The 25,202-nt window shown below is 69.4% G+C and carries 24 protein-coding genes; 3 read left to right on the forward strand and 21 right to left on the reverse strand.

Annotated elements, in window-relative coordinates:
- Nucleotides 1-483 precede the first annotated feature (483 nt).
- Entirely contained in the window at nucleotides 484-2,283 is a 1,800-nt protein-coding gene (locus HZ992_RS08885) for an ATP-binding protein (protein WP_209386299.1), read from the forward strand.
- Nucleotides 2,284-2,418: 135 nt separating this feature from the next.
- Here HZ992_RS08885 and HZ992_RS08890 read toward each other — a convergent pair whose 3' ends face one another.
- From HZ992_RS08890 to HZ992_RS08950, 13 genes are all read right to left on the reverse strand, one after another.
- Nucleotides 2,419-2,787 carry a DUF1428 domain-containing protein gene (locus HZ992_RS08890; protein ID WP_209386300.1) on the reverse strand — a complete coding sequence of 123 codons (369 nt, stop codon included), beginning with the start codon at nucleotides 2,785-2,787 and terminating at the stop codon, nucleotides 2,419-2,421.
- Between the two features lie 299 nt (nucleotides 2,788-3,086).
- Nucleotides 3,087-3,455 (reverse strand): YidH family protein, encoded by a 369-nt coding sequence (locus tag HZ992_RS08895; RefSeq protein ID WP_209386301.1) that lies wholly within the window; start codon nucleotides 3,453-3,455, stop codon nucleotides 3,087-3,089.
- Nucleotides 3,456-3,516: 61 nt separating this feature from the next.
- Entirely contained in the window at nucleotides 3,517-4,824 is a 1,308-nt protein-coding gene (locus HZ992_RS08900; protein ID WP_209386302.1) for a (Fe-S)-binding protein, read from the reverse strand.
- Nucleotides 4,824-5,504, reverse strand: coding sequence for a nitrate reductase (locus HZ992_RS08905; protein WP_209386303.1), 681 nt, complete (start codon nucleotides 5,502-5,504; stop codon nucleotides 4,824-4,826). The genes HZ992_RS08900 and HZ992_RS08905 overlap by 1 nt, the downstream gene beginning before the upstream one ends.
- A gap of 16 nt (nucleotides 5,505-5,520) precedes the next feature.
- Nucleotides 5,521-6,801, reverse strand: a complete 1,281-nt coding sequence (locus tag HZ992_RS08910) for an NAD(P)/FAD-dependent oxidoreductase (protein WP_209386304.1) — start codon at nucleotides 6,799-6,801, stop codon at nucleotides 5,521-5,523.
- Nucleotides 6,802-6,841: 40 nt separating this feature from the next.
- Entirely contained in the window at nucleotides 6,842-8,137 is a 1,296-nt protein-coding gene (locus tag HZ992_RS08915; RefSeq protein WP_209386305.1) for an OmpP1/FadL family transporter, read from the reverse strand.
- Between the two features lie 53 nt (nucleotides 8,138-8,190).
- Nucleotides 8,191-8,817 carry a Rieske 2Fe-2S domain-containing protein gene (locus HZ992_RS08920; RefSeq protein ID WP_209386306.1) on the reverse strand — a complete coding sequence of 209 codons (627 nt, stop codon included), beginning with the start codon at nucleotides 8,815-8,817 and terminating at the stop codon, nucleotides 8,191-8,193.
- Nucleotides 8,814-9,665 carry a universal stress protein gene (locus HZ992_RS08925; RefSeq protein ID WP_209386307.1) on the reverse strand — a complete coding sequence of 284 codons (852 nt, stop codon included), beginning with the start codon at nucleotides 9,663-9,665 and terminating at the stop codon, nucleotides 8,814-8,816. The genes HZ992_RS08920 and HZ992_RS08925 overlap by 4 nt, the downstream gene beginning before the upstream one ends.
- Before the next feature lie 13 nt (nucleotides 9,666-9,678).
- A complete protein-coding gene (locus HZ992_RS08930; protein WP_209386308.1) occupies nucleotides 9,679-10,125 on the reverse strand; it encodes a hypothetical protein in 447 nt (148 codons plus the stop codon).
- Nucleotides 10,122-11,069 (reverse strand): sulfite exporter TauE/SafE family protein, encoded by a 948-nt coding sequence (locus HZ992_RS08935; protein ID WP_245213402.1) that lies wholly within the window; start codon nucleotides 11,067-11,069, stop codon nucleotides 10,122-10,124. The genes HZ992_RS08930 and HZ992_RS08935 overlap by 4 nt, the downstream gene beginning before the upstream one ends.
- Complete coding sequence (locus HZ992_RS08940; RefSeq protein WP_209386309.1) at nucleotides 11,069-11,995, reverse strand: dimethyl sulfoxide reductase anchor subunit family protein; 927 nt, start codon at nucleotides 11,993-11,995, stop codon at nucleotides 11,069-11,071. Before HZ992_RS08940 ends, HZ992_RS08935 begins: the two co-directional genes overlap by 1 nt.
- A gap of 8 nt (nucleotides 11,996-12,003) precedes the next feature.
- Entirely contained in the window at nucleotides 12,004-12,732 is a 729-nt protein-coding gene (locus tag HZ992_RS08945) for a 4Fe-4S dicluster domain-containing protein (RefSeq protein ID WP_209386310.1), read from the reverse strand.
- Nucleotides 12,729-15,641, reverse strand: coding sequence for a molybdopterin oxidoreductase family protein (locus HZ992_RS08950; RefSeq protein ID WP_209386311.1), 2,913 nt, complete (start codon nucleotides 15,639-15,641; stop codon nucleotides 12,729-12,731). The genes HZ992_RS08945 and HZ992_RS08950 overlap by 4 nt, the downstream gene beginning before the upstream one ends.
- A gap of 322 nt (nucleotides 15,642-15,963) precedes the next feature.
- On the opposite strand from HZ992_RS08950, the gene HZ992_RS08955 reads away from it, so the two are divergent.
- Together HZ992_RS08955 and HZ992_RS08960 are read left to right on the forward strand one after the other, a co-directional pair.
- A complete protein-coding gene (locus HZ992_RS08955) occupies nucleotides 15,964-17,166 on the forward strand; it encodes a GAF domain-containing sensor histidine kinase (RefSeq protein WP_209386312.1) in 1,203 nt (400 codons plus the stop codon).
- Entirely contained in the window at nucleotides 17,159-17,857 is a 699-nt protein-coding gene (locus tag HZ992_RS08960) for a response regulator (RefSeq protein WP_209386313.1), read from the forward strand. Before HZ992_RS08955 ends, HZ992_RS08960 begins: the two co-directional genes overlap by 8 nt.
- Here the strand turns inward: HZ992_RS08960 and cobA are convergent.
- The 8 genes from cobA to HZ992_RS09000 are packed head-to-tail and all read right to left on the reverse strand — an operon-like array spanning nucleotide 17,838 to nucleotide 25,182.
- The gene (gene cobA / locus HZ992_RS08965) at nucleotides 17,838-18,662 is read right to left on the reverse strand and encodes a uroporphyrinogen-III C-methyltransferase (protein WP_209386314.1); all 825 of its coding nucleotides are present in this window, start codon (nucleotides 18,660-18,662) and stop codon (nucleotides 17,838-17,840) included. The genes HZ992_RS08960 and cobA overlap by 20 nt on opposite strands.
- Nucleotides 18,663-18,687: 25 nt before the next feature.
- Entirely contained in the window at nucleotides 18,688-19,035 is a 348-nt protein-coding gene (locus tag HZ992_RS08970; protein ID WP_209386315.1) for an iron-sulfur cluster assembly accessory protein, read from the reverse strand.
- Between the two features lie 13 nt (nucleotides 19,036-19,048).
- Complete coding sequence (locus HZ992_RS08975) at nucleotides 19,049-19,402, reverse strand: TusE/DsrC/DsvC family sulfur relay protein (RefSeq protein WP_209386316.1); 354 nt, start codon at nucleotides 19,400-19,402, stop codon at nucleotides 19,049-19,051.
- A complete protein-coding gene (locus tag HZ992_RS08980) occupies nucleotides 19,387-20,838 on the reverse strand; it encodes a cobyrinic acid a,c-diamide synthase CobB (RefSeq protein WP_209386317.1) in 1,452 nt (483 codons plus the stop codon). Before HZ992_RS08980 ends, HZ992_RS08975 begins: the two co-directional genes overlap by 16 nt.
- A gap of 4 nt (nucleotides 20,839-20,842) precedes the next feature.
- A complete protein-coding gene (gene nrfD, locus HZ992_RS08985; RefSeq protein WP_209386318.1) occupies nucleotides 20,843-22,051 on the reverse strand; it encodes an NrfD/PsrC family molybdoenzyme membrane anchor subunit in 1,209 nt (402 codons plus the stop codon).
- A gap of 2 nt (nucleotides 22,052-22,053) precedes the next feature.
- The gene (dsrO, locus tag HZ992_RS08990) at nucleotides 22,054-22,794 is read right to left on the reverse strand and encodes a sulfate reduction electron transfer complex DsrMKJOP subunit DsrO (protein WP_209386319.1); all 741 of its coding nucleotides are present in this window, start codon (nucleotides 22,792-22,794) and stop codon (nucleotides 22,054-22,056) included.
- Nucleotides 22,791-23,219, reverse strand: a complete 429-nt coding sequence (locus HZ992_RS08995; RefSeq protein WP_209386320.1) for a hypothetical protein — start codon at nucleotides 23,217-23,219, stop codon at nucleotides 22,791-22,793. The genes dsrO and HZ992_RS08995 overlap by 4 nt, the downstream gene beginning before the upstream one ends.
- Before the next feature lie 4 nt (nucleotides 23,220-23,223).
- Nucleotides 23,224-25,182: an NAD(P)-binding protein gene (locus tag HZ992_RS09000; RefSeq protein ID WP_209386321.1), complete on the reverse strand. Its 1,959-nt coding sequence runs from the start codon at nucleotides 25,180-25,182 to the stop codon at nucleotides 23,224-23,226.
- Between the last annotated feature and the right edge of the window lie 20 nt (nucleotides 25,183-25,202).

The raw sequence follows: 25,202 nt of genomic DNA on the forward strand, positions 1-25,202 counted from the left end.
GCGCGGCGCTTGGGCTCGGTACTGGCACCGTGAATCGCGCACCGTCGCAGGTAGCTGCCGTTGGCATGAGCCAGCAGTGGAACGACCGTACTCATCTGCGGTGGTCGGCGAGAGTCGATCCTGAAGCGACGTTCTCTGTCCTGATCTCGTCGTCGCAGAGCTGCCGGTCGAACCCTTCACCGGGTCACGGAAGACGGCGCCGCTGCGGAGCGGCATGCACCGGCAAGCAGGAGTCGGTGCGATCCAGGCGTGAGCTGCGGCCTGGCACCGCGCGCGCTCACCAGCTCGGGAGCCCATCGTGCAAACGACCGGCCGACTTGCGCACGCGCGCCGTGCACGAAGTCGCATGCACTCCCGCCAATCTTCATGTGCCGGCCACGATTGCCGATATCCGTGCAACCATGGCCTTGTGGCAATCCGGGACGAAGCCCGTCAGGGGTTGCCTGGTCTCTCTGCATGACTTCGATTCCAGCCACGCCACCGATGAAATCACCGCGTCTGATCGACGCGGAGATCGCGTTTGCCCGAGTGAGCGCCATCTACCGACTGGCACCGCAGCCCCAGGCCGGTGCCGTCGTCTTCTCGCTGGTGGTGGCGTATGCCATGTGGGCGCACATCAGCCCGGCCTGGGTTCTCGGCTGGCTGCTGGCGCGGCTTGCCATCAGCGCCGTGCGGGTCACCGAGACTGGGCGCTTCGAGCGGGATCCTGTGCGAGCGCAGCGGCTGGGGTACTGGCAGGCGCGATTCGATGTGCTGATCACGCTCGACAACTTGTGCTGGTGCGTGATTGCGCTGGTGTTCGTGCCGGCCGTGCGGGACACCATGCTGGGCGCGCTGCTGTTCGCCAGCGTGCTTTGCATCACGGCGATCGGCGTGTTCATCCTGGTCAGCAGCATGCGCACGGCGATGCTGAATTTTCTGACGATTCTGCTGCCGGTCATGGGGCACGCGCTCTGGTCGGGACACGAGGACGCTTGGATCGTGGTGGCCTGCTTGCTCGTCTATGGCGCGGTGCTCACGCAAGAAAGCTGGCGCAGCTGCCGCGACTGGACGGACATGACCCGCCTGCGCCTCGAGGCCTCGTCGGTTGCGGCCGCGCGCGAGCAGGCGCGCCAGGTGGCAGTGGAGGCGAGCCAAGCCAAGAGCCGCTTCCTGGCCAACATGAGCCACGAGATCCGTACGCCCATGAACGGCATCCTCGGAATGTCGGAACTGCTGCAGGCCACCCGGCTGGATGCCACTCAAGCGCGGTACGCCCAGGCCCTCTCGACGGCGGCCCATGCCTTGCACGACCTGCTGGGCGACATCCTCGACCTGTCCAAGATCGAGGAGGGCAAGGTCGGGCTCGAGCGCGTGGACTTCGACCCGGCGCAATTGCTCGCGGGCGTGGCGGCGATCTACCGTGAGCTCGGCCTGGCGCGCGGCGTGTCGGTTCAGACCGCGATCGCGTTCGACGCACTGCCAAGGGTCAGCGGTGACCCCACGCGGCTGAGGCAGGTCGTGACGAACCTGCTGGGCAATGCGCTCAAGTTCACGAGCACCGGGAGCGTCACCTTGCGCGCCGAGCCCGCAGCGCGGCCCGACGGGGACGGCCGCCCTTGGATCCGGGTGTCGGTGCAGGACTCCGGGATCGGCATGACGTCCGAGCAGATGGCCCAGCTCTTCCAGCGCTTCTCGCAGGCCGATAGTTCCACCACCCGCCGGTTCGGCGGCAGCGGGCTCGGTCTCGTGATCTGCAAGCACCTGGTAGAGCTGATGGGCGGCTCGATCCATGCCGACAGTGCGCCAGGGCGCGGCAGCACCTTCTGGTTCGACGTGCCGCTGGAAGCGGCGCTCGACCCCGTATCCACTGCGGTAGCGACTACCGCGTCGCCTGTGGCTGAAACCAGCCCGGTCGAGCCGCGTCCGGCGCGCGTTCTTGTCGTAGAGGACAACCCCGTCAACTGCATGGTGGTGCAGGCCATGCTCGAGCGGCTGGGCATGACGGTGACGCTGGCCAACGACGGCGCCCAGGCGGTGGCGGCCATTCAGGCGCAGGAGATCGACGTGGTGCTCATGGATTGCCAGATGCCGGTCATGGATGGCTACGAGGCGACGCGACGGATTCGATCGTCAGGGCACCCGCGCGCTCAGGTGCCCATCATCGCGTTGACGGCGCACGCGCTCGCGGAGGACCGTCAGCGCTGCGACGTGGCAGGAATGAATGACTACCTGCCCAAGCCGGTCACCGGTGAAGCGCTGGCCCGTGTTCTGCAGCGGCATCTGGGCTCCCGCTGTCCCTGATCCCTGCAGCGTGCGGCAGCTCCGCTGGCCGCGTCCTGCATCAAGTACGTCACGCCACTCACGCCGAGTCCGCCTTCGCCGACGCCGCCGGCTGCCCAACGCGACGGTTCCGGCGTGCGACGTCGCCTCGGCCGCTCAAGCCTTCACTTCGACCACCGGTTCGAAGCCGCCGAAGATCATGCGCTTGCCGTCGAAGGGCATGGGCGGGTTGCCGGGCGTGGACGGATCCATGCGCGGGTCTTCCATCATCTTCTTCATGGCGGCGTCGCGCGTGGCCTTGTCCGGCCATTCGACCCACGAAAAGGCCACCGTCTCCTCGGCCGTGGCCTGGACTGCGCGGCGGAAATCGGTGACTTTGCCGTCGGGGACGTCGTCGCCCCAGCCCTCGATCACACGGATCGCGCCCAGCTCGATGAATATCGGGTCGAGTTGGCGCGCGTGCTCGATGAACTTCTGCTTGTTGGCCGTGGGAACCGCGATCACGAAACCGTCTATGTAGGACATGTCTTCACTCCTGTGGGGTCGACCGGTCGGCGCGCCCGCCTGAGGGCGCCTCGCATGCCATCGACGAACGAGCGTACGCCAGATCGACAGGCCTTTACGGCAGGAGGAAATGCGCCCCCTGGCGGCGCTGGACGGCGATGGTGTCGAACGGGGGATCAAGGCCGCCGGCAGGACCTCCGATGCCCTTGGTCTCAGGCCGAGGGACGCTGCCTCCGGGAGTGGGCGGGTCGGCGAAGCTGTATGTTCAAGTGGCCAGGGAATGGCGCCCGAAAGCGGCCTGGCGGAGCCGTGTCGAGTGCTTACCCGCTGGTCACGAAGTGGATGGCCAAGGCGAGCGCCACCAGCGCCAGCAGAAAATTCAGCCACACCCCCATGCCCGTCCAGTAGCCGCGCGGTATCTCCTTCTCGCCCAGGCCGCGAACGACAGTTCGGAACTGCAGTGCGGACGTGACCGCAACGAGGGCGCCGATCAGCAGCAGTCCGACACCCAGCCACAGCGAGAAGCCTCGCTGAGACAGGCTCAAGGGCTGGTTGCCGACCATGCGCAGGAACAGGCCGAAACGTTCGACCACGAAGCCGAAGCCCATCAGGGCGATGGCCGTGCGCTGCCAGGCCAGCAGGGTGCGCTCCGCGGCGAACAGCACGCGGGGGTCGTCGAGGTAGGACATGCAGGCGCTTCCCGGGCGGGTGACGCGCCTGCGTCCCTCGGGGATCGCGAGCGCGTCGTGGCTAGTCGGCCAGATTGTCGGCGACCAGCTCGAGCAGGCTTTCGGGGCGCTTTTGCCACGACGCGTGCTTGGCACCCATCTCTAGCGTGATGCGGCACTGCCCGCAACTGGTGACGAAGCGCTGGGCTCCGGTCGCCTCGACCTGCTGGCGCTTGAGCTCGAAGACCTTGTGGCGCAGCGGCGTGGCGCGCTGGTTCGACACCACGCCTCCACCGCCGCCGCAGCACAGGCCCGCGGTGCCGTGGTCCTGCAGCTCGCGAAGCTCGAAGCCGAGTGCGGCGAGAACTCGCCGCGCCGCCGCTTCCAGCCCGCCGCGGCGCACGATCTGGCAGGGGTCGTGGAAGGTCGCCGTCTCGCCGATCGGATGGACACGGATGCGCCCGTCGGCGAGCAGTTCGTCGAGGAACTCGGTCATGTGGATGATGCGCACCGGCAAGGCCTGCCCGTACCACTTGGCCGCTTCCCAGCGCGCCGCCCCGTAGGCATGGCCGCATTCGGGCAGCAGCACGGTCTTCGCGCCGATCTTCACCGCGGTGTCGATCAGCGAGCGGGTGAGCCGCTCCTGCAGTTCGAGGTCGCCGTTGTTGAAGCCGATGTTCGAGGCGTCGAAGCCGGCCTGGTGCATGGTCCAGCTGGCGCCGATGCGATTCAGGATCTTCGCCGCGTCGGCCAGCGACTTGGTGTGTTCGCCCAGCTCGGCCGGCGCCGCCGTGACCAGGATGTCGGCGCGCGCCAGGTCGCAGGGGATCGGCACGCCATGCTCGTCAGCCACCTCGGCCAGGATGTCCGGCAGATCTTCGCCCGGCGTGGCGGTGCTGCCCCACTGGCGTGCCGTACGGTCCATCAGCGCCATGCGCTCGGGCACCAGGCCGGCCTTGAACATGCCGTGCCGCGCCACCTTCACCAGCTCGGCGATGTCGATGCCCATCGGGCAGGCCGTCGTGCAGCGCCCGCACATCGTGCAGGAGTCGTAGAGCAGCTCCTGCCACTGCTCCAGCTCGTCGATGGTCGGCTTCTTGGCGATCCCGAGTGCGCGCCACAGCGGCGCGAACGGGCTGACCTCGTGCAGGTAGGCGCGGCGCAGCGGCTCGAGCTTGCGGATGGGCGTGTACTTCGGGTCGCCGGTGGTGATGCGGAAGTGGCAGGCATCGGCGCACAGGCCGCAGCGCACGCAGGACTCCAGATGCAGCGAGGCGGTGACGCCGAACTCGCGCACGAAGCTGCCGATGGCGGCATCGACGCGGGCCGCATCGTCCTGCTCGCCCTGGCGATCGAAGGCCGGCGTCGCCGTGGCGGTCGTGGCGCTCATCACTGCACCCCGCGATGGCTGAAGCGCACGCCTGTGGCGCCGCGCGAGAAGGCGAACAGCACCGCATGCATCAGCTTGCCGAACGGAAACCACAGCAGCAGCAGCTCCAGCGTCAGCAGGTGAACTGCCAGCGGGACGTCGTACAGCACGCGATGGCGCGCCAGGATTGCCTCGGAAGGCTCGCCAGCCACTGCCATGCCGGTGATGAAGGGCAGGAAGGTGATCGTCCAGGTGATGTAGTCGTCGGCGATCGAGATGCGGCGGCGGACCGGGTCGTTGATGCGCATCGCCAGCGCCATCAGCAGCGCGACGATGGTGATGCTGGCCGACAGGTACATCACCGGGTCGGGCAGGGCCGGCCAGGACAGGCCGGTCAGCCGCTCGACGAAGGCGATGTGCGGCGCATAGCCGAAGAACACCACGGCCAAGCCGACGTGGAAGACGTAGCCGTTCACGGCGATGAAGCGTGCGCCGTGCAGGAACTCGGGCCGCGGCCACATGGCGCGCAGGTTGGCGTGCAGCGCGCCGGCCAGTCGGGACGGCGCACCTTCGCGCGCCGGCGAGAGATCCGGCAGGCGAGGGCGCATCAGGATGCCCACCAGCCGCCACAGCGTGCCGGCCACGAACACCGCCAGCGAGGCGTAGAGCGCCGGGCCGCGAGCGAACTCGAGCAAGGTCATGGCATGGCCCTCGCGCCTAGCGGTGGTCGGTCAGGCGCACGATGCCAAGCGCCTTGAGCACGTACTTCTCGTAGACCGGGTCGGTGTTGCCGGTCTTCATCTTGCGAATGAAGTACTTCTCGAAGGCGATCTTGGCGTAGTGCACCCACTTGCCCTTCTTGAACCAGTTGACGTTGCGCGGCGGGATCTGCGGCAGCGCCACGAAGGCCGCGCCGGTGTCGCCCATGTCGGCCAGGCAGATCGCGTTCCAGGTGCCCTTGGCGGTGGCGGGCTTGCCAGCGAGTTCGTCGGCGATGTTGTGGGCGATGGCGGTCACCATCGTCTCGATCATGTAGCCGGTCTTGGGCGCGCCGCTGGCCACCGGCGTCACTTCCACCGGCGGGATCGCCACGCACACGCCGGCCGAGAAGATGTTGCGGTACTTCTTGCTGCGCTGGTGCTCGTCGATCAGCACGAAGCCGCGCGGGTTGCACATGTCGGCCACCGCAGCCACCGGGTCGACGCCCTTGAAGGCGGGCAGCATCATGGCCAGCTTGAAGGCGACCTCGTGCTCCTTGTAGACCTGGCCGTGGTCGTCGAGCTGCGTGGTGAACAGCTTGCCGGCCTCCACCTTGGTGGTCTTGGCGTTGGTGATCCACTTGATGTCGTGGCCGCGCAGCTCGCTCTCGAGCATCGACTTGCTGTCGCCCACGCCGCCCAAGCCGAGGTGGCCGATGTAGGGTTCCGCCGTCACGAAGGTCATCGGCACCTTGTGGCGCAGCTTTCGCTTGCGCAGGTCCGCGTCGAGGATGAAGGCGAACTCGTAGGCCGGGCCGAAGCAGCTCGCGCCAGGCATGGCGCCGACCACGATCGGCCCGGGCGCCTCGAGGAATTTCTGGTAGTCCTGCCAGAACATCTCGGCGTGGCCGACGGTGCACACCGAGTGCGTGTGTCCGCCGTGCGGGCCGGCGCCGGGCACCTCGTCGAAGCTGAGCTTCGGGCCGGTGGTGATGACCAGGTAGTCGTAGTCCAGGGTCTGGCCACCCTCCATCGTCAGCCGGTTCGCTGCAGGGTCGATCGCCGCCACCGGCTTGCCGACGAACGCGATGCCCTTGCGCTCGAGCAGCGGAGCGATCGGCAGCGTGATCGATTCGCGGTCGCGCCAGCCCACCGCCACCCAGGGGTTGGATGGCGTGAACTGGAAGAAGTCGGTGGCGTTCACCACGGTGACCTGGTGCTCCTTGGGCAGGAGCGAGCGCAGCTCGTAGGCCGCGGGCATCCCGCCGATGCCCGCACCCATGACGACGACATGTGCCATGACTTGTCTCCTTGGCGTCCGATGCGCGACGCGAGTCGGTTCAGAACTTGTGGCTCCAGGCCAGGCCGATGGCGGTCTGGCGCATGCGCACGGTTTCGTTGCCGCCGGCGCCGGGGCCCAGCACCGCATTGAACAGCGACGAGCCGGCCACGGATTGACGCGGCGCAAGCATCAGGGAACCACTGATCTCGTCGGAGGCGCTCATCGCCCAGCTGAAGCCGCCGGTGTAGTGCTGCTTCATCACGCCGGGGGCGAGGATGTTGAAGGTAACGTCTTCTCCGTGCACCGGGTTGTCGCCGCGGTTGTAGCCGGCGCGCAGCGTCCATGAACTCGTCGCACGCCATTGCACGCCAAGCTTGACGACGTTGATGTCCTTCCAGCCGAAGCCGGGGCCGCCGGGTGCGCCCAGCGGTGCCTGCACCGAGCTCGGGTTGCCCACCGAGCCGACGCCGCTGTAGTTGATGCGCTGGTAGTCCAGCGCCACGGTGACGGCCGGCGTGGGCGTGAAGGCCAGGCCGATCGTGTAGTGCGAGGGGATGTCGAAGTCGCCGTTGTCGGCGAACAGGCCCTTGTATTCCTCGAAGCGGCTCATGTTCATCTTCGGCGCGAAGGCCGCGCCGACGGTCAGCGAGTCGCTCAGGCGGCCGAGGTAGCCCAGGCGGATGCCCACGCCGTTCGAGTGCGCATAGCCGTTGTTGGTGACGCTGCCCGGCGCGCCGGTGAACGCCGGGAAACCGGGGGCGTTGTCAAAGGCCTGCAGGCCGTAGGCCTTGAACTGCTGGAAGCCCAGCAGCAGCGAGGCGCCGACCGAGTGCTGGCTGTTGAGCTTGTAGGACAGCGTCGGCGCGACGATGAGCTGCATCAGGTCGACGCCGAGGTTGCCGCTGCCGCACAGCATGTTGGCCGGCCCGCCGCCGCAGTTGAAGTCGCCCTGCGGGTAGTTGGTGTTCATGCCGCCGTTGCCGTAGACGGTGACCCCGAGCGACATGTCGCTGCCGAGCATGCGGTTGTAGCCGAACTCCGGCACCAGGAAGGTCTTGCTCTGGCTGTCGACGCTGCCGTTGAGCGTCGGGAAGCCGGCGTCGCTGCGCGTCGCATCGCGGCGCGGAGAGAACAGGTCCATGCCCACGTCGAGGCGCGAGCCGACCCACACCATGCCGGCGGGGTTGTTCGCACCGCCCATGCTGTCTTCGGTCATCGCCACCGAGGCGCCGCCCATGCCCTTGGCACGGATGCCGTAGCCATGCGGGAAGTAGCCGTTGGTGGCGAAGGCGGACGAAGCCAGCAGCAGCGCGGCCAGCGGGGTGAGTTTGAAGGTGCGGTTCCAGCGGGTCATGGTTTGTCTCCTGTCGTCATGTGATCGGTGATCTGTGCTCTCGTCGGGATCGGTCACCAGCGGGCCATCACGCGCCCCTGTTCGAGCTTGCTCGGCCAGCGCCGCAGAGGGGTGTTGCCCTTGGCCGTGCACTCACCGCTGCGGATGTCGAAGGCCCACTGGTGTTTCGGGCAGGTCAGCGTGTGGCCTTCCAGCGCGAGGTGCGGGATGTCGGTGGTCTGGTGCGGGCAGCGGCTGTCGTAGACACGCCAGTCGTCGCCGGCACGGTGCACGAACAGCGCGCGGCCGTCGCAGTCGACGCGCTTCGTTTCGCCGCTGGCGAGCTCGCCGCTGCCGATGACGTCGTGCCACGCCGTCTCGCCGTGCAGTGCCTCGGGGCTGAAGCCCGGCAGGTTCATCTCGAGGATGATGTCCACTGCCCAGACGATCTTCGCCAGGCCCAGCGCCGGGAAGGCCATCAGCAGCGCGTCCAGCACCTCCATCGGCGTGCAGCCGTCGCGCAGCGCCCGGTTGAGGTACTGGCGGAAGCCGCGCTCGGTCTGCGCATGCACCTTGGTGATCACCGAGATGAGGTCGCGTGTCTTCGGGTCGAGGTGCTTGCCGCATTCCTTGAGGAACTGGAAGTAGTGGCCCACTGCATCGGGGCGGGCCTTGACGAGGTAGGCGAGCGCGTCGCTCATGCATTGGCTCCTGGAGGAGAGATGGAAGTCACCGCGACGAGCACCGGCTCCTCGGCCAGGCCGATGACCTTCTGCGCCACGCCGCCCAGCCAGGCGCGCGACAGGCTGTCGCCGCCGTGGCGGCCGATGACGATCAGGTCGGCGCCGAGCTGCTGCGCGGCGCCAACGATCTGCTCGTGCGGCCGGCCCACCCGCGTCACCGCATCGACGGCGACGCCGAAGGCGCGGCCGGTCGACCAGGCTTTCTGCAGCGCCCGTTCGGCGAGCTGCATCGCGTCGGCGGCCGGCTCGGTGACGCACAGCACCGACAACGGCAACCCGCACTCGGCGGCGATGGCGGCCGCCGTGGCCACCGGTGTCATGTCGGCGGTGGACGGGTCCAGCGCGACCAGCACGCGGCGCGTCCACATCCGCGAAGCGCGCGGCACCACCAGCACGCTGCAGGGCGAATGCGTCACCACGTTGCGCACCATGTCGCCCACCAGCAGGTTGGCGAGCAGGCCGCGCTTGCCGCGACGGCGGATCACCAGCAGGTCCGCCGCGCGCGCTCGGGCCTCGTCGACGATCTCGCGGTAGGGCTCCGGCCCGCGGCGCGCCTGCAGCTCGAGCACGATGCCGGCGCGCTGCGCGTCGGCGAGCAGCGCCTGGATGCGCTGCCCGGCCTGCGCTTCGGTGTGCGCGGCCAGCTGTGGCGCCAGGGCCTCGTACTCCGGGTTGCTGACGATCGGCAGCACTGCGGCCAGCGGCAGCCCGCAGCGCTGGGCCATCGCGAAGGCCAGTGCCTCGGCGCCGGCGTCCTGCTCCGAATGTTCGGTGGCCAGCAGCAACTGCATGAAGGCGTGCGTCATCGCTGTCGGGCCTTCAGTGGCCCGCCGTCAGCACGCCGGAGGCGGCCAGCAGCAGCACGGCGATCTGCGCCAGCCCGAGGCCGACGTAGATACGGTCGCCGCGCCGGGCGTACAGGGGCAGCATCGCCAGCAGCGCGAGCAGCGAACTGCCGGTGAGCAGCGCGATGCCGATCAGGTTGGCAATGTCGCCGCGGTGCGCATGGGCGAGCCAGCCCCACCCGGTGGGCAGACCGGTGGCGACGAGGAACTCGCTCACCGGCAGGTTCCAGACTTCGGGCAGGCGCGAGTGCGGCACGTGCGGCGTGGTCAGCCCCACGCCGTAGGCGAGGAACACCAGCACCAGTACGGCCAGACCGACTCGGGTGCCCCAGTCGAGCCAGAGTGCGTAGCGCAGCTGCTCGGCCGGCTGCGTGACGACGCTCGGGTCGTAGCCGGTCACGCCTTGCTCGACCGGCTTCATGCCCACACCCCCGTGCCCTTGAGCAGCGCGCGCAGCCCGGCGAACAGCAGCACGGTGATCACCATGCGGCGGATCACCACGCCCTTGAGCACGTTGAGCAGCCGCGCGCCGATCTTTGCGCCGAGCATCATGCCCACGACGGAGGGCACCGCGATCATTGGCAGCACCGCGCCCTTGTTCACGTAGACCCAGGCGGCCGAGGAGTCGACCAGCGAGAGCACCAGCCCCGAGGTGCCCGCGGAGACCTTCAGCGGCGCACCCATCAGCAGGTTGAGTGCCGGCACGTTAGCCCAGCCGGCGCCGATGCCGAACATGCCGGCCAGCACGCCGATACCGAGGAACACGACCAGCCCGGCCGGCGTGTGATGCACCTGCCAGTCGACTCGCCGGCCGCTGGCGCCGTCGACGAACACACCGTTGAGCGCCAGTGCGCTGGACAGGCGGTCGGGTGCGGTGACCAATGGGAACTCCGACTTCTTCGACACCGCCATCAGCGCGACGATGGAGAGCACCGTCACGCCCAACGCCGTCTGCACCGCCGCCACCGGCAGCGCCAGACCGAGCAGTGCGCCGCCGATCGAACTGGCCGAGGCGAGCAGCGCCAGCGGCAGGGCCAGGCGCAGGCTGGCCAGGCCCCCGCGCAGCAGCATGGGTGCGGCGGCCAGCGCGCTGGCCAGCGCCACCAGCAGACCTGCGCCGCGCACGAAGTCGAGGTGGAAGGGAAAGAATCCGCCGACGATGGGCACGAACAGCGTGCCGCCGCCGATGCCCGCAGGCACCGCGACGATGCCCATCAGGAAGCAGGCACCGAACAGCGCCATCGGCCAGAACCACCAGGGCATGGCTGACGTGTCGGCACCCGCGGCGTGCGCCGGCGCGGCCACGCACAGCAGCAGGAGCAGGCCGAACAGGCGGGCTGGAGCGGGCAGGTGCAGGCGTCTCATCAGGAGATGGCCTGGTAGTACAGGTTCTGCGGGTGATTGGCCTGCGCGAGGAAGAACCAGCGCTCGGCGAGCAGGCCGGCGAGCTGGACCAGCACGGCGGCCAGCAGCACCGTGCCCGAGGGCGGCAGCGCCAGCAGCATGGCCGCCGGCAGCACGAAGCCCGCGGCGAGGAAGAACCACTTCACCGAGCGCAGCACGCCGGCGCTGCGGCCGTGGAAGAACTCTCGCGTGTTGAACGAGCCGCCCATGAAGCCCTGGGCGCGCTGCACGATGACCGGGTGCTTGATGCCGATGGCCGTCTGCAGCGTCGAGCGCGGCTTGAGGGCGGCGTTGCGCAGCAGCGCGGCGGCACGGCCGATCAGCGCCGCCAGCGTCAGCAGCAACGCAGCCAGGGCCAGCGGATCCACCAGCGAAGGCGCCGCGAAGCTCGCCAGCGCGGCGGCCAGCGTGCTGCCGCTGGCACAGCCGATCAGCAGGTAGTTCACCAGCGTCAGCGGGCTGGCCCATTCCTGCAGGAAGCGCACCGAGGCGTAGACCATCGCGGTGCAGACGTACAGCGCGAGGCACAGCACGGCGGCCAGCGCACCGAGCCAGCGCGTTCCGGGGGCGCCGAGCGCATGCGCCAGACCCCAGGCGAACAGCCCGGCCATGAACAGCGGCAGCGCGATCACCTCGCGCGACAGCCACGACGTGCGCCACATCGCCGCGGCACGCCAGGCGCGCTCCGGATGGCCGAGGTGGAAGAACGAAGCGAGCAGGCCGAGACCGCTGAACACCAGCGCGACGGCGGCGCCGCCGGCCAGCATCGTGCGGTCCCCGGCGGCCGCGCCGAAGCCGGCCAGCTCGCAGGCATACAGCGCCAGGAACAGGCCCTGGCCGGCGCCGATCAGCACGGTGAGGAAGATGACGGAGTAGGCAGGTTGCATGGCGGCGTTCAGGTCGCGAAGTCTTCGCGCCCGGGCTCGAGGTGCGCGGGCTCGGGCTGCTTGCCGTCGAGCTTCAGCGGGTTGGCCTGGCGCTGCAGGTCTTCGGCGTGCAGCGTGATCTGCGTGCGCCGGCGCGGCAGGTAGTGGTTGGCCGGCCGCGTGCCCCACTCGGGCATCAGCGGGTAGCCGCCCCGCTCGGTGATGGCCACCGACACGTTGGACTGCGGGTCGTGGATGTCGCCGAACAGCCGCGCGCCGCTCGGGCAGGCGAGCACGCAGGCCGGCTTGCGCTGCGCCTCGGGCAGGGCCTTGTCGGTGACGCGGTCCACGCACAGCGTGCACTTGGTCATCACCTTGCGGTCCTCGTCGAACTCGCGCGCGCCGTAGGGGCAGGCCCAGCTGCAGTACTTGCAGCCGATGCACTTGTCGTAGTCGACCAGCACGATGCCGTCTTCCGCGCGCTTGTAGCTGGCGCCCGTGGGGCACACCGGCACGCAGGGCGGGTCTTCGCAGTGCAGGCAGCTCTTCGGGAAATGCACCGTCTGCGTGGCCGGGTACTGGCCGACCTCGAAGGTCTGCACGCGGTTGAAGAAGGTGCCGTTCGGGTCGGCGGCGTAGGGGTTGTCGTCGGTCAGCGGGCCGGCCGAGCCGGAGGTGTTCCACTGCTTGCAGCTCGTCACGCAGGCGTGGCAACCGACGCAGACGTTCAGGTCGATCACGAGCGCCAGTTGCGTCATGGCTTGCTCCGCATGCGGCCGGCCATCCAGCCCTGGCGCTTCTTCGGCGTAGCGCCCATGCCGGGCACGGCACGCAGGGTGTCGAACTGCGGCCAGCTCTCCTCGGGCTCGCCGGCCTGCGCCGGGTAGATGCGCACGCGCACGTCGTACCAGGCGGCCTGGCCGGTGATCGGGTCGCTGTTCGACAGCGCGGTGCCGCCGGCGGCCGCGGGCAGCTCCTCGCTGATCAGGTGGTTGAGCAGGAAGCCCTTGCGCGACTCGTTCGCGCCGGGCTCCAGGTGCCAGGCGCCGGACTGCTTGCCGATGGCGTTCCAGGTCCACACCGTGCCGGGCTCGACGGCCTCGCTGTGCCGGCACATGCAGCGCACCTTGCCCCAGGGCGACTCGACCCACATCCAGCCGCCGTCGGCGATGCCGGCGGCGCAGGCGGTGCGCGTGTTGACGAACAGGTAGTTGTGCGTATGGATCTGCCGCAGCCAGGCGTTCTGCGAGTCCCACGAGTGGTACATCGCCATCGGCCGCTGCGTCACCGCGTTGAGCGGGTACTTGGTGGTGTCGGTGGCCTGCTGCTCCAGCGGCGCGTAGAAGAAGGGCAGCGGGTCGAAGTAGGTCTGCACGCGCGCTCGCAGTCGGTCGGGCGGCTGCTTGCCCTTGTGCTTGCCCTGCGCCGCGAGGCGGAATCGCTGCAGGAACTCCGAGTAGATGTGGATGACGATGGGATCGCGGTCGCGTCGCAGGCCGGCCTGCTGCGCCCAGTCCATGTAGCCCTGGTTCCAGTTGCGCATGTACTGCAGCGAGGGCGGCAGGTGGTGTTGGAAGACGCAGTTGTTCTTCTCGTACATCTCCCACTGCCGCGGGTTCGGCTCGCCGCGCATCGCCTTCTCGCCGCCCTTGCCGCGCCAGCCGGCGAGGAAGCCGATGCCCGAGCCCGGCGCGGTCTCGTAGTTGACGATGAAGTCGGGGTAGTTGCGGTACTTGCGCGAGCCGTCGGCGTTGACGAAGGCGGGTAACTTCAGGCGCCCGGCCACCTCGACCAGCACCTCCTGGAAGGGCTTGCACTGGCCCGTGGGTGGCAGCACCGGGATGCGCACCGAGTCGACCGGCCCGTCGAACTCGCTGATCGGCCGGTCCAGCATCGACATGCAGTCGTGCCGCTCGAGGTAGGTGGTGTCGGGCAGCAGCAGGTCGGCAAAGGCCGTCATCTCGCTGTGGAACGCATCGCACACGACCAGGAACGGGATCTTGTATTCGCCGTCCTCGCCCTTGTCGTTGAGCATCTTGCGGACCTCCGACGTGTTCATCGTCGAGTTCCAGGCCATGTTGGCCATGAAGATCAGCAGCGTGTCGATGCGGTACGGGTCGCCGCGCCAGGCGTTGGTGATGACGTTGTGCATCAGCCCGTGCGCCGACAGCGGGTGCTCCCAGGAGAAGCCCTTGTCGATGCGCACCGGCTCGCCCTTGGCATCGACGAACAGGTCGTCGGGGCTCTCCGGCCAGCCCAGCGGTGCGCCGTTCAGTGGCGTGTCCGGCTTGACCGCCTCGGGACCTTTCGGCGGCCGCGCGTTCGGCGGCACCGCGCGCGGGTAGGGCGCCTTGTGGCGGAAGCCGCCGGGACGGTCGATCGTGCCCAGCAGGCTCATCAGGATGGCCAGCGAGCGGATCGTCTGGAAGCCGTTGCTGTGCGCCGCCAACCCGCGCATGGCGTGGAAGGCCACCGGGTTGCCCGTCACCGTGTCGTGCTTCTTGCCCCAGCAGTCGGTCCAGGCGATCGGCAGCTCGATCTTCTGGTCGCGCGCGGTGATGCCCATCTCCTGCGCGAGGCGGCGGATGGTCGACGCCGGGATGCCGGTGATGCCCGCGGCCCACTCGGGCGTGTAGGGCTTGACGCGTTCTTCGAGCAGCTGGAACGCCGGCACCGCGCTCGTGCCGTCGGGCATCGCGAAGCGGCCGAGCAGCGCCGGGTCGGCGCCTTCCGCGTGGTCGGCCACCGGCTTCTGGGCGTGCCGGTCCCACCACCAGAAGTTGGCCGGTCGCAGCGGGTTGACCAGGTCGCCCTCGGCGTTGCGCAGCATCAGGCCGAAGTCGTCGCTGGCCTCGTCCTGGTTCACCAGTTGCCCGGCGTTGGTGTAGCGCGCGAGGAAGTCGCGGTCGTACAGGCCCAGCGCGATGATCTCGTGGATGAGTGCCAGCAGCAGCGCGCCGTCGGTGCCCGGCTTGATCGGCACCCATTCGTCGGCGATAGCGGCATAGCCGGTGCGGATCGGGTTGATGGCGATGAACTTGCCGCCCTGGCGCTTGAACTTCGACAGCGCCGTCTTCATCGGGTTGCTGTGGTGGTCCTCGGCCGTGCCGATCATCACGAACAGCTTGGCGCGGTCGAGGTCGGGGCCGCCGAACTCCCAGAACGAGCCGCCGATCGTGTAGATCATGCCGGCGGCCATGTTCACCGAGCAGAAGCCGCCATGCGCCGCGTAGTTGGGCGTGCCGAACTGGCGCGCGAACAGGCCGGTCAGCGCCTGCATCTGGTCGCGCCCGGTGAACAGCGCGAACTTCTTCGGGTCGGTGGCGCGCAGGTGGCGCAGCCGCTCCTCGAGCATCGAGAAGGCCTCGTCCCAGTCGATCTCGACGAACTCGCCGGCGCCGCGTTCGGTGCCGGGCTTGCGCTTGAGTGGCTGGGTCAGGCGCGCCGGCGAGTACTGCTTCATGATCCCCGACGAACCCTTGGCGCAGATGACGCCCTTGTTCAGCGGGTGCTCGGGGTTGCCCTCGATGTAGCGCACCTCGCCGTTGCGCAGGTGCACGCGGATGCCGCAGCGGCACGCGCACATGTAGCACGTGGTGGTCTTGACCTGCGTGCGTGCATCCGCAATGGGAGGGGCGGTCGGATCGTGAAGCGGTTGGGCCGGCATCGATGTCTCTTCACCCGGAGGCCGAACCGCCGGATTGATCGGGTCCGATACACCTGTCGTGAATCGGGTTTTGACTGCCGGTCGATTAGGCGCAAGGGGCCCCGCGAGCGTCTATAGCCGGGACGGGTAATGACCACCTACCCATATGGGGGATGCCGGCGCGGGCGCTGCGCCGGGGGCGCGACATCGCCTTGCATTGCGATTCGTCACATACCATACAGGGTATAGGGTGAGGCCCGATGGCGCAGGCCTTGCAAAAGCGCTTCAATCGGCCCACTTTCGACAACGTGGCGCCAGCGCAGTCGGGCTCGCCGCGGTACCCATGACCCTGTCTCGAACGCCCTCATCGACTGCCACGGCCGAGTTCGCCCGGCCCGCCGGCACGGACCTGCTCGTGCAGATCACGGCCGGTCTGTCGGAAGGCCAGGACCTGCGTGCGCTGCTCGAGCGCTTTCTCGATCCCATCGTCACGCTGGCCGGCGCGCAGGCCGGTGCGGTGCGCCTGCTGTCGGACAGCGGCGAGCGGCTGCAGATGGTCAGCGCCATCGGCCTGCCCGACGCGGTGTGCCGCGCCGAGCAGTCGGTGGACCGCCATTGCGGCGTGTGCGGCACCGCCGCCGACGGGCACCGCATCGTCTGGGCCACCGAGCTGGGCGCCTGCGCGGCCCGCGGCGCCACGGCCTTCTTCGGCCAGGAGTGCCACCGCCTGCTCGCGGTGCCGCTGCAACACCGCGGCCGCGTGCTCGGCGTCTACAACCTGTTCTTCGCCGGCGAGGCCGAGCCATCGCCGCAGGTGATGGCGCTGCTCAAGTCGGTGGGCGAACTGCTCGGCCTGGCGCTGGACAACGCGCGGCTCGAGGCCGAGAGCCTGCGCGCCACCGTCATGCACGAGCGGCAGATGATGGCCGCGGAGATCCACGACTCGATCGCGCAGACCCTGACCTTCGTCAAGATGCGCCTGCCGCTGCTGCAGGACGCGCTGCTCGTGCACGACGACCCGCATGCGATGAAGTACCTGGGCGACGTGCGGCAGGCGGTCGGCGAGGCCCATGCCAGCCTGCGCGAGATCGTGACCCACTTCCGCACCCGCATCGACTCGCGCGGCTTGGCGCGCGCGCTCGAATCGCTGGTGGCGCGCTTTCGCGAGCGCAACGCGATCGAACTGAGCTATGTCAAGCGGGGGGCGGCGCTGAGCCTGTCCACTGAGGTCGAGACGGAGGTGTTCCACATCGTGCAGGAAGCCCTGGCCAACATCGAGCGGCACTCGCGCGCACGGCACGCCTGGATCAGCCTGGAAGGCGGGCCGGTGGGTTTCGAGCTGCGCGTCGAAGACGACGGCATCGGGCCGCGGCTCGCCGACGAACAATGCGACGAAGGCTCGCACTTCGGCATCGGCATCATGGGCGAGCGGGCCGTGCGAATGGGTGGCGAGCTGAGCGTGGAGGCGCGGCCGGGCGGTGGCACGCGGGTTCGGCTGGCCTGGAACACCTCCACGCCTGCCACTTCGGGATCCGGCCATGACTGAGCCGCGCCTGAAGATCGTGCTGGTCGACGACCACTCGCTGTGCCGCAACGGCCTGACCGACCTGCTGCAGCATCGCGGCCAGATGACCGTGGCCGCCTCCACCGGCGACCCGGGCGCGGTGGTCGGCCTGCTGCGCGAGCACCAGCCCGACCTGGTGGTGCTCGACCTGCGCATGCCCACCACCGACGGCCTGAGCCTGCTGCGCCACATCCGCAGCGAGGGTGTGCAGACGCCGGCGGTGATCCTGACCATGAGCGACGCGCAGGACGACCTGGCCGCGGCGCTGCGCGCCGGCGTGAGGGGCTACCTGCTGAAGGACATGGAACCCGAGGACGTGATCGCCGCCATCGGCCGCGCCGCCCGCGGCGAGCTGTCGGTGGCGCCGGCTTTGACGCTCAAGCTCGCGCAGATGCTGCAGGCCGGCCCGGGCGACCCGGAGCGCCGCGACCTGCTGTCGTCGCTGACGGAGCGCGAGCGCCAGATCCTCGACCACCTGGCGCGCGGCGAGAGCAACAAGACGATCGCGCGCGCGCTCGAGATCAGCCATGACACCGTCAAGCTGCATGTGCGGCACATCCTCACCAAGCTGAACCTCAACTCGCGGGTCGAAGCGGCGGTGTTCGCAGTCGAGCAGCGCGCCTCGCCGCAGGCCACCAGCCTGGTCGAATCGGCTAGGCGAACGCCTCGCTGACCAGCGCTTCGGCCGGCGCCTGCTGCGCCGCCGTCTCGAACCACTCGAGCGATTCGCGCAGGCGCACCACTTCGCCAACGATGGTCAGGCAGGGTGACGAGAGCCCGGCTGCCTCGACGCGCGCGGCCAGGTCGGCCAGCGTGCCGCTGACGATGCGCTGCGACTGGGTCGTGCCCTGCTGCACCACGGCGGCGGGCTGGCTGGGCGGCAGGCCGTGTTCGATCAGGCGCGCGCAGATCTGCGCCAGCGCAGTCAGGCCCATGTAGATCACCACCGTCTGGTTCGGCCGCGCCAGGCCGGCCCAGTCGAGCTCGGCCGCACCGTCCTTCAGGTGGCCGGTGACGAAGGTGCACGACTGCGCGTGGTCGCGGTGCGTGAGCGGGATGCCCGCATAGGCCGACACGCCGCAGGCGGCGGTGATGCCCGGCACCACCTCGAAGGGCACGCCGGCGGCAGCCAGCGCCTGCATCTCCTCGCCGCCGCGGCCGAAGATGAACGGGTCGCCGCCCTTGAGCCGCACCACGTTCTTGCCTTGCCGTGCCAGGCGCACCAGCAGCGCATTGATCTCGTGCTGCTTCAGGGTGTGGTGGTTGCGCTGCTTGCCGGCGTCGATGCGCCGCGCCTGCGCGCCGATCAGCGCGAGCACGCCGGGCGAGACCAGGTGGTCGACCACCACCACCTCGGCGTGGGCCAGCAGCCGCGCCGCCTTCAGCGTGAGCAGTTCCGGGTCGCCCGGGCCGGCGCCGACGAGATGGACCTTGCCCACGGGCAGCAGCGGGAAGGGGAGATCGGTGCGGGCGTTCATGGTGAAGGCTCCTGGAAGGATGTTCTCAGCAGGTCGCGCAGCCGCCGCTGCTGCAGCTGCCGCAGCCCGACTTGCCGCGTGGTGCCGCGGCCTGCGGCACGAAGATGAAGTTGAACTCGCCGGGCTCGAGCTCGACGAAATCGAGCTGCGTGTCCTGCAGCAGCGGCCGGCTGCTGCTGGCGATCAGCACGGTCACGCCGTCGGACTGCAGCGAAGGCTGCTCGCCCTCGCCAGGCTCGTCGAAGCCCATGCCGTAGGTGATGGAGCCGTCGTTCTCGCGGCGCGCCGCGACGCGCAGCGCGAGTTCGGCCATGCCGCCCTCGACGGCGGCTTGACGGATGCGTGCGGCGGCCGCCGCGGTCAGCGTGAACATGCCCAATCTCCTTTCAGTGTTCGCCCTTGGTGCGCAGCAGGCCGGCCAGCCGGTTGCCCTGCTTTTGCGGCCCGCCGCGCGGGAACATCTCGTGCAGGTGGTGGTTGCTGCCGCGCTGCGGCCCCCACACCTCGGTGAAGTGGCGGATCATCACGCGCACCTGCGCCTGCACGCCATGCTCCGCGTAGTACTGGCGCAGGAAGCGGATCAGCTCCCAGTGCGCCTCGGTGAGTGCCAGCCCCTCTCGCTGCGCGAGGGCGCGGGCGAAGTCCTCCGACCAGTCGGACAGGCGCCGCAGGTAGCCCTCCGAGTCGATCTCGATCTCGCGATTCCCCACGCGGATCGTGTCCTTCAGCGTGTCGACCATGCGGGCTCCTCCTGAGGCTGCGGCCGCAGCCGGGCGAGCTGTGCGCCCTCGCTGTGCTTCACCTCGCGCACGAAGGCCATGAAGCGCCTCGGCCAGTCGTTGCCGCCGGTGTGGCGAAGGTGCGCATACGAGGCCAGCACGTTGTGCACGAGCACACCGTCGCGGCAGCCACCGATGCCGTGGCCGCGCTGTACGCGGTAGGCAAAAGGCACCGAGGGGTCGAGGTTCTCCAGGCTGGAGTGGTGGAACTCGTGGCCCAGGCGCACCGCGCCGGCCGGCGCCGCGGCGTCGCGCGGCCAGGGAAAATCGGCGGTCTCCTGCAGCCGCACGTAGCCGCGGCCCACCGGCCGCTCGTGCATCACCGCGTCGCCGGGGATGGCGCCGACCATCTGCGCGCTGCGGCCGTTCCAGTTCAGCGTGCGCGCCAGGTACATCAGCCCGCCGCATTCGGCGTAGACCGGCAGGCCGTCGGCGATGGCGCGGTGCAGCTGCGTGCGCAGTGAGACGTTGGCTTCCAGCTCGGCCATGAACAGCTCCGGGAAGCCCCCACCGATGAACAAGCCGTCGAGCGCCGGCAGCTGCGCGTCACGCAGCGTGTCGATGGGCACCAGCGTCGCGCCCTCGGCTTCGAGCGCGGCCAGGTCGTCGGGGTAGTAGAAGCCGAAGGCCTTGTCGCGGGCGATGCCGATGCGCAGGCCGCCGCGCTGCTGCATTCCGGGCTGAGTCGTCACCGGCAGCGAAGCGGTGGTCGCCGTGGCGGCCAGCGCCAGGATGCGCGGCAGGTCCACCTGCGCTGCGATCACTTCGCCCATCGCGCGAACCCGCGCCGACGCGTCATCGATCTCGCGGTCGGGCATCAGGCCGAGGTGGCGCTCGACGAGCTCCAGCCGGGAGTCGTTCTGCACCGCGCCGAGCACCGGCACTTCGGTGTAGTGCTCGATCACCGCGCGCAGCTTGGCCTCGTGGCGCGAGCCGCCGAGGCGGTTGAGGATCACGCCGCCGATGCGGATGTCGCGGTCGAAGGCCTGGTAGCCCAGGATCAGCGGCGCGATGCCGCGCGTCATGCCGCGCGCGTCGAGCACCAGCAGCACCGGCAGGCCGAGCTGCTTGGCCAGCGCCGCATTGCTGTTGCTGCCGTCCAGCGCCAGGCCGTCGTACAGGCCCTTGTTGCCCTCGACCAGGCGCAGTCCGGCGCCGGCACCGTGCTGCGCGAAGCAGCTGTCGATCTCGGCATGCGCCATCAGCATCGGGTCGAGGTTCACGCAGGCGCGGCCAGCGGCCAGCGACAGCCACATCGGGTCGATGTAGTCCGGCCCCTTCTTGAAGGGCTGCACGAGGTGGCCGCGCAGCGCCAGCGCGGCGGCCAGGCCGAGCGTCACCGTCGTCTTGCCCGACGACTTGTGCGCAGCGGAGACGAGCAGGCCGGGCGTTCCCATCGGCTCAGTCCGCGACCTTGACGCCGGGCGTTGCGAAATCGTCCTGCGGCAGGAAGTCCAGGGCCCGGATGCCGGTCGCCGTGAGCACGAAGGCGGCGCCCAGCCCCCCGATACCGAGCAGCCACTCGGGCCAGCGCGGCCGGTACAGCTCGACCGTGCCATCGGCGAAGCTGCTCGTCACCTCGTGGCCAGGGAAGATCTCCAGCGGGAACGACTGCCCGCCGACGATGAAGACGAACAGCAGCGCAAAGGCGCCGGCCACCACCAGCACGCTGGCCACCAGCATGCCGTTGTGACCCGCGCCGCGCGGCATGAACAGCAGCAGCATCGGCAGCAGCGCACCGACCACCACGTAACCACCCCAGAACAGCGCCGGGAAGACGCCGAGCTCGTCGCCGCGGCCGAGCAGGATGAAGGCCTCGAAGGCCGTCTGCCGCGCGAAGTACAGGTTGGTGCCGTGGTAGACGGCGACCAGGTAGAGCGAGGCCGCCACGAACACGCCGAGCAGCCGCGCCATGCGCCGGCGCACCTCTTCGGGCAGGGTGTGGCCGTTCCAGGCGTACATCACCGACTGCACGATCAGGAACACCGCCAGCCCCCAGGCGAACGACAGCACGATGAACAGCGGCGCCAGCAGCGCCGACTGGTAGGCCTGGCGTGCTACGAGAAAGCCGAAGATCGAGCCGGTGCCGGTGGTCAGCGCAAAGCGCCACACCAGCGCGGCGATGCCGGCGGCCTTCGAGTAGCGGTTCAGGCTGCGCTCGAACATCGTCCAGAGGTAGATCGCGATGATCGCGGCCATGCCCGAGTAGAGGAACACGTTCCAGGCGAACACCGACGTGAAGTTGTAGTGCGTGGCCGCGACGATCACGCGATCGGGCCGGCCGAGGTCGAGCATCAGCACCATCAGGCCGCCGGCGAGCAGCGCCAGCGACAACAGGCCCGACAGCGGCGCGCGCGGCTTGTAGGCGGTCTGGCCGAACACCGAGCCGATCGAGGCGACGTTCAGCACGCCGGAGGCCGCCACGATCATGAAGATCGCGAACACGTGCGGCAGGCCCCACACCACCTGGTTGGTCATGCCGGTGACGGCGTGGCCGTGCACTTCCATGTAGTGGGCGGCGCCCAGGCCGGCGGCGGTGACCCCACCGCCGAGCAGCAGCAGGGCGTAGAAGGCGCGGCTCTCGATGGCGTGGAAGCCGGTGTTCGTCATCGTCACAGCCCCTGGTAGCGAACGCCGGGATCGAGCCGCAGGTCGGCACGCAGCTGCCGGCTCGCCACCGCCTTGACACGTTGCGAGATCTCGCTGGCCGCGTCGTTCAGGTCGCCGAACAGCATCGCGTGGTGGCCGGCCTTGGCGCAGGCTTCCACGCAGGCCGGCGTGCCGCCCTTGTCGACGCGGTGCACGCACAGCGTGCAGCCCTCCACGCAGCCCTTGCCGCGCGGCACGTCGGGTTTCTGGTCGCTGACCGGTTCGTGCACGAAGCTGCGCGCCTTGTACGGGCAGGCCATCACGCAGTAGCGGCAGCCGATGCAGCTGTGCCGGTCGACCAGCACGATGCCGTCGGCGCGCTTGAACGAGGCGCCCGTCGGGCACACGTCGACGCAGGGCGGCTCGGCGCAGTGCTGGCACATCACCGGCACCGAGGACGCGCGGCCGGTCTTGATCTCCTTGATCTCGACCTTGCGGATCCACTGCGCCGAGGTTGGCGAAGGGCGCGGGTCGAGGCCGTTCTCGGTGTTGCAGGCGCTCACGCAATCGGTGCAGCCGCTGGCGCACTTGGTGGTATCGATCAGCAGGCCCCAGCGCACGCTGCTGCGCGCGCCCGGCGTGGCCGCCTGCGCGACCTCGATCAGGTGAATGCCCGGCGCGAGCAGCACGCCGCCCATGCCGGCGGCGGCCAGGCCGAGGAACTTGCGGCGGCCGGCGAGGCCCTGCTCGGCGCCCGTCTTCATGGCCGGCCCGTCCCGGCCAGCGCCGTCGTGCGCTGCGCCTTGCTCGAATGGCACTCGAAACAGTCGATCTGAACCGCCGCGTAGCTGTGGCAGCTGCTGCAGAAATCGGTTCTCGCCTGCGCCACGCTGCCGGTGGCCGCGCTCGCATGGCAGCCGATGCAGCCCTTCAGGCTGGACTTCGCCTCGCGCACGCCGCGGTGCACGGTCTCGTCGCGCTGGTGCTTGAGCATCGAAGGGTGGTCGCGCCGCATCACCTCCGGCGCGGCCACGCACTGCGTGCCGGCCGTGGCCGGCTCGATGGCGGGCTTGGGCGTGCGGCCGTCCGGCTCGGCGGCCATGGCCGCGCCTGTGGCGATCAGCAGCACGAGGGTGAGCGCCACCGCCAGCGGGTGGCGCATCACTTGGCACGACAGGCCGCAGTGCACCGTGCTACTCCCCCAGGCCCATCTGGATGTAGCCGGTCGGGCACACGTCCTTGCAGATGTGGCAGCCGATGCACTTGCTGTAGTCGGTGTCGACGTAGCGGCCGGTGGTCGACTTCGACTTCGGCACCTTGAACACCGCCGTCTGCGGGCAGTAGACGACGCAGTTGTCGCACTCGAAGCACAGGCCGCAGCTCATGCAGCGCTTGGCCTCCGAGATCGCCTCGGCCTCGGTGAGCGGCAGCACCCGCTCCTCGAAGTTGTTCAGCGCCTGCTCGGCGTTGAGCGTGACGATCTTGCGGCGGTGCCGCTCGGTGTACTGGAAGTGGCCGAGGAACAGCTCCTCGTGCGGGATGATGTAGCGGTCGGAGCGGTTGTCGAAGTTGTGGATCGCCACGTTGCTGCTGTCGGTGCCGTGGATCGGCTCGTGCACCTCGCTGACGGTCAGCCCCTTCTCGACCAGCTTGCGCTGGATGTCCCAGGTGTGCACGTCGATCTTCGGCCGCTTGTCGAGCGCCTCGCCGGCCAGGTGTCGGTCGATGCCGTCGGCGGCGATGTTGCCGTGGCCGATCGCCGTGGTCAGCAGGTGCGGGCGCACCACGTCGCCGCCGACGAACATGCCGGGCTGGCCCTGCACCTGGTAGTTCTTGTCCGCGGCGATGCCGCCCTTGCCGTTGTTCAGCGACTCCAGGCCGGTGAAATCCACCGCCTGGCCGATTGCCGAGACGATCAGGTCGGCCTCGAGGTCTTCCTCGGTGCCTTCGATGTTCTTGATCTCGAGCCGGCCGCCGACGATCTTCGCCTCGCAGCGGATCACCCGCAGCCCGGTGGCGCGGCCGCTGGCGTCGCGCAGCACCTTCACCGGCGCCAGGCCGCCGCGGATCGCGATGCCTTCGGCCAGCGCGTGCTCCACCTCGTGGCGGCTGGCCTGCATCTTGTCGACGGCGAAGATCGAGGTCAGGGTCACGTCGGCACCCTGGCGCGCCGTCACCTCGGCGACGTCGTGCGCCACCTGGCCGGCGATGGCGTGCTCGGGGCGGTCGCTCTCGCGGGCCTGCTCGATGTGGCCCAGGCGCCGTGCCACCGTGGCCACGTCGATCGAGGTGTCGCCGCCGCCGACCACCACCACGCGCTTGCCGACATGGCGCAGCCGCCCATCGTTGAAGGCCTTCAGGTAGGCGGTGGCGGTGACGCAGTTCGGTGCGTCCGAACCTTCCACCGGCAGCGGCCGGCCGGACTGCGCGCCGAGGCCCAGGAACACCGCGTCGTGCTCGGCGCGGATCTGCTCCATCGTGATGTCGGTGCCGATGCGCGTGTTCATGCGCGCCGTGACGCCGAGGTCGAGGATGCGCTGGATCTCGGCGTCGAGCACCGCGCGCGGCGTGCGGAAGCCCGGGATGCCGTAGCGCATCATGCCGCCGAGCTCGGTGCGCTCGTCGAAGATCGTCACCGCGTGGCCCTTGCGCGCCAGCTGGTAGGCGGCCGACAGGCCGGCCGGGCCGCCGCCGATGACGGCCACTTTCTTGCCGGTCTGCTTCGCCGGCTTCGGGAAGGCCAGCTTGTTCGCGATCGCGTACTCGCCGAGGAAATGCTCGACCGAGTTGATGCCGACGAAGTCTTCCACCTCGTTGCGGTTGCAGCCCGACTCGCAGGGCGCCGGGCAGACGCGGCCCATCACCGAGGGCAGCGGGTTGGCCTCGGTCAGGCGCCGCCAGGCGTACTCCTGCCAGGGCACGCCGGCGGGCGGCTTCTCGATGCCGCGCACGATGTTCAGGTAGCTGCGGATGTCCTCACCCGAGGGGCACGAGCCCTGGCAGGGCGGCGTGCTCTGGATGTAGGTCGGGCACTTGTGCGAATGGTCGGCGTCGAAGATCTCCTGCTGCCAGGGCAGCGGCTTCGCGTCGCCGTCCTTGTAGCGGCGGAAGTTCAGCGGCTGGGCCTTCACCGATTGCGATGGACCGGACATGGATGGTCTCCTGATGTTCT

The organism is Rhizobacter sp. AJA081-3 (genome assembly GCF_017795745.1).
GTDB lineage: Bacteria > Pseudomonadota > Gammaproteobacteria > Burkholderiales > Burkholderiaceae_C > Piscinibacter.

Coding starts and splice junctions, on each gene's coding strand:
- dsrO (WP_209386319.1), bottom strand. CDS start 22,794: ATGAAGACGGGCGCCGAGCAGGGCCTCGCCGGCCGCCGCAAGTTCCTC.
- HZ992_RS08970 (WP_209386315.1), bottom strand. CDS start 19,035: ATGTTCACGCTGACCGCGGCGGCCGCCGCACGCATCCGTCAAGCCGCC.
- HZ992_RS08920 (WP_209386306.1), bottom strand. CDS start 8,817: ATGAGCGACGCGCTCGCCTACCTCGTCAAGGCCCGCCCCGATGCAGTG.
- HZ992_RS08955 (WP_209386312.1), top strand. CDS start 15,964: ATGACCCTGTCTCGAACGCCCTCATCGACTGCCACGGCCGAGTTCGCC.
- HZ992_RS08910 (WP_209386304.1), bottom strand. CDS start 6,801: ATGGCACATGTCGTCGTCATGGGTGCGGGCATCGGCGGGATGCCCGCG.
- HZ992_RS08925 (WP_209386307.1), bottom strand. CDS start 9,665: ATGACGCACGCCTTCATGCAGTTGCTGCTGGCCACCGAACATTCGGAG.
- HZ992_RS08885 (WP_209386299.1), top strand. CDS start 484: ATGAAATCACCGCGTCTGATCGACGCGGAGATCGCGTTTGCCCGAGTG.
- cobA (WP_209386314.1), bottom strand. CDS start 18,662: ATGAACGCCCGCACCGATCTCCCCTTCCCGCTGCTGCCCGTGGGCAAG.
- HZ992_RS08980 (WP_209386317.1), bottom strand. CDS start 20,838: ATGGGAACGCCCGGCCTGCTCGTCTCCGCTGCGCACAAGTCGTCGGGC.
- HZ992_RS08935 (WP_245213402.1), bottom strand. CDS start 11,069: ATGAGACGCCTGCACCTGCCCGCTCCAGCCCGCCTGTTCGGCCTGCTC.
- HZ992_RS08940 (WP_209386309.1), bottom strand. CDS start 11,995: ATGCAACCTGCCTACTCCGTCATCTTCCTCACCGTGCTGATCGGCGCC.
- HZ992_RS08890 (WP_209386300.1), bottom strand. CDS start 2,787: ATGTCCTACATAGACGGTTTCGTGATCGCGGTTCCCACGGCCAACAAG.
- nrfD (WP_209386318.1), bottom strand. CDS start 22,051: ATGACGAACACCGGCTTCCACGCCATCGAGAGCCGCGCCTTCTACGCC.
- HZ992_RS08960 (WP_209386313.1), top strand. CDS start 17,159: ATGACTGAGCCGCGCCTGAAGATCGTGCTGGTCGACGACCACTCGCTG.
- HZ992_RS08930 (WP_209386308.1), bottom strand. CDS start 10,125: ATGAAGCCGGTCGAGCAAGGCGTGACCGGCTACGACCCGAGCGTCGTC.
- HZ992_RS08895 (WP_209386301.1), bottom strand. CDS start 3,455: ATGTCCTACCTCGACGACCCCCGCGTGCTGTTCGCCGCGGAGCGCACC.
- HZ992_RS08950 (WP_209386311.1), bottom strand. CDS start 15,641: ATGCCGGCCCAACCGCTTCACGATCCGACCGCCCCTCCCATTGCGGAT.
- HZ992_RS08915 (WP_209386305.1), bottom strand. CDS start 8,137: ATGACCCGCTGGAACCGCACCTTCAAACTCACCCCGCTGGCCGCGCTG.
- HZ992_RS09000 (WP_209386321.1), bottom strand. CDS start 25,182: ATGTCCGGTCCATCGCAATCGGTGAAGGCCCAGCCGCTGAACTTCCGC.
- HZ992_RS08905 (WP_209386303.1), bottom strand. CDS start 5,504: ATGACCTTGCTCGAGTTCGCTCGCGGCCCGGCGCTCTACGCCTCGCTG.
- HZ992_RS08900 (WP_209386302.1), bottom strand. CDS start 4,824: ATGAGCGCCACGACCGCCACGGCGACGCCGGCCTTCGATCGCCAGGGC.
- HZ992_RS08945 (WP_209386310.1), bottom strand. CDS start 12,732: ATGACGCAACTGGCGCTCGTGATCGACCTGAACGTCTGCGTCGGTTGC.
- HZ992_RS08975 (WP_209386316.1), bottom strand. CDS start 19,402: ATGGTCGACACGCTGAAGGACACGATCCGCGTGGGGAATCGCGAGATC.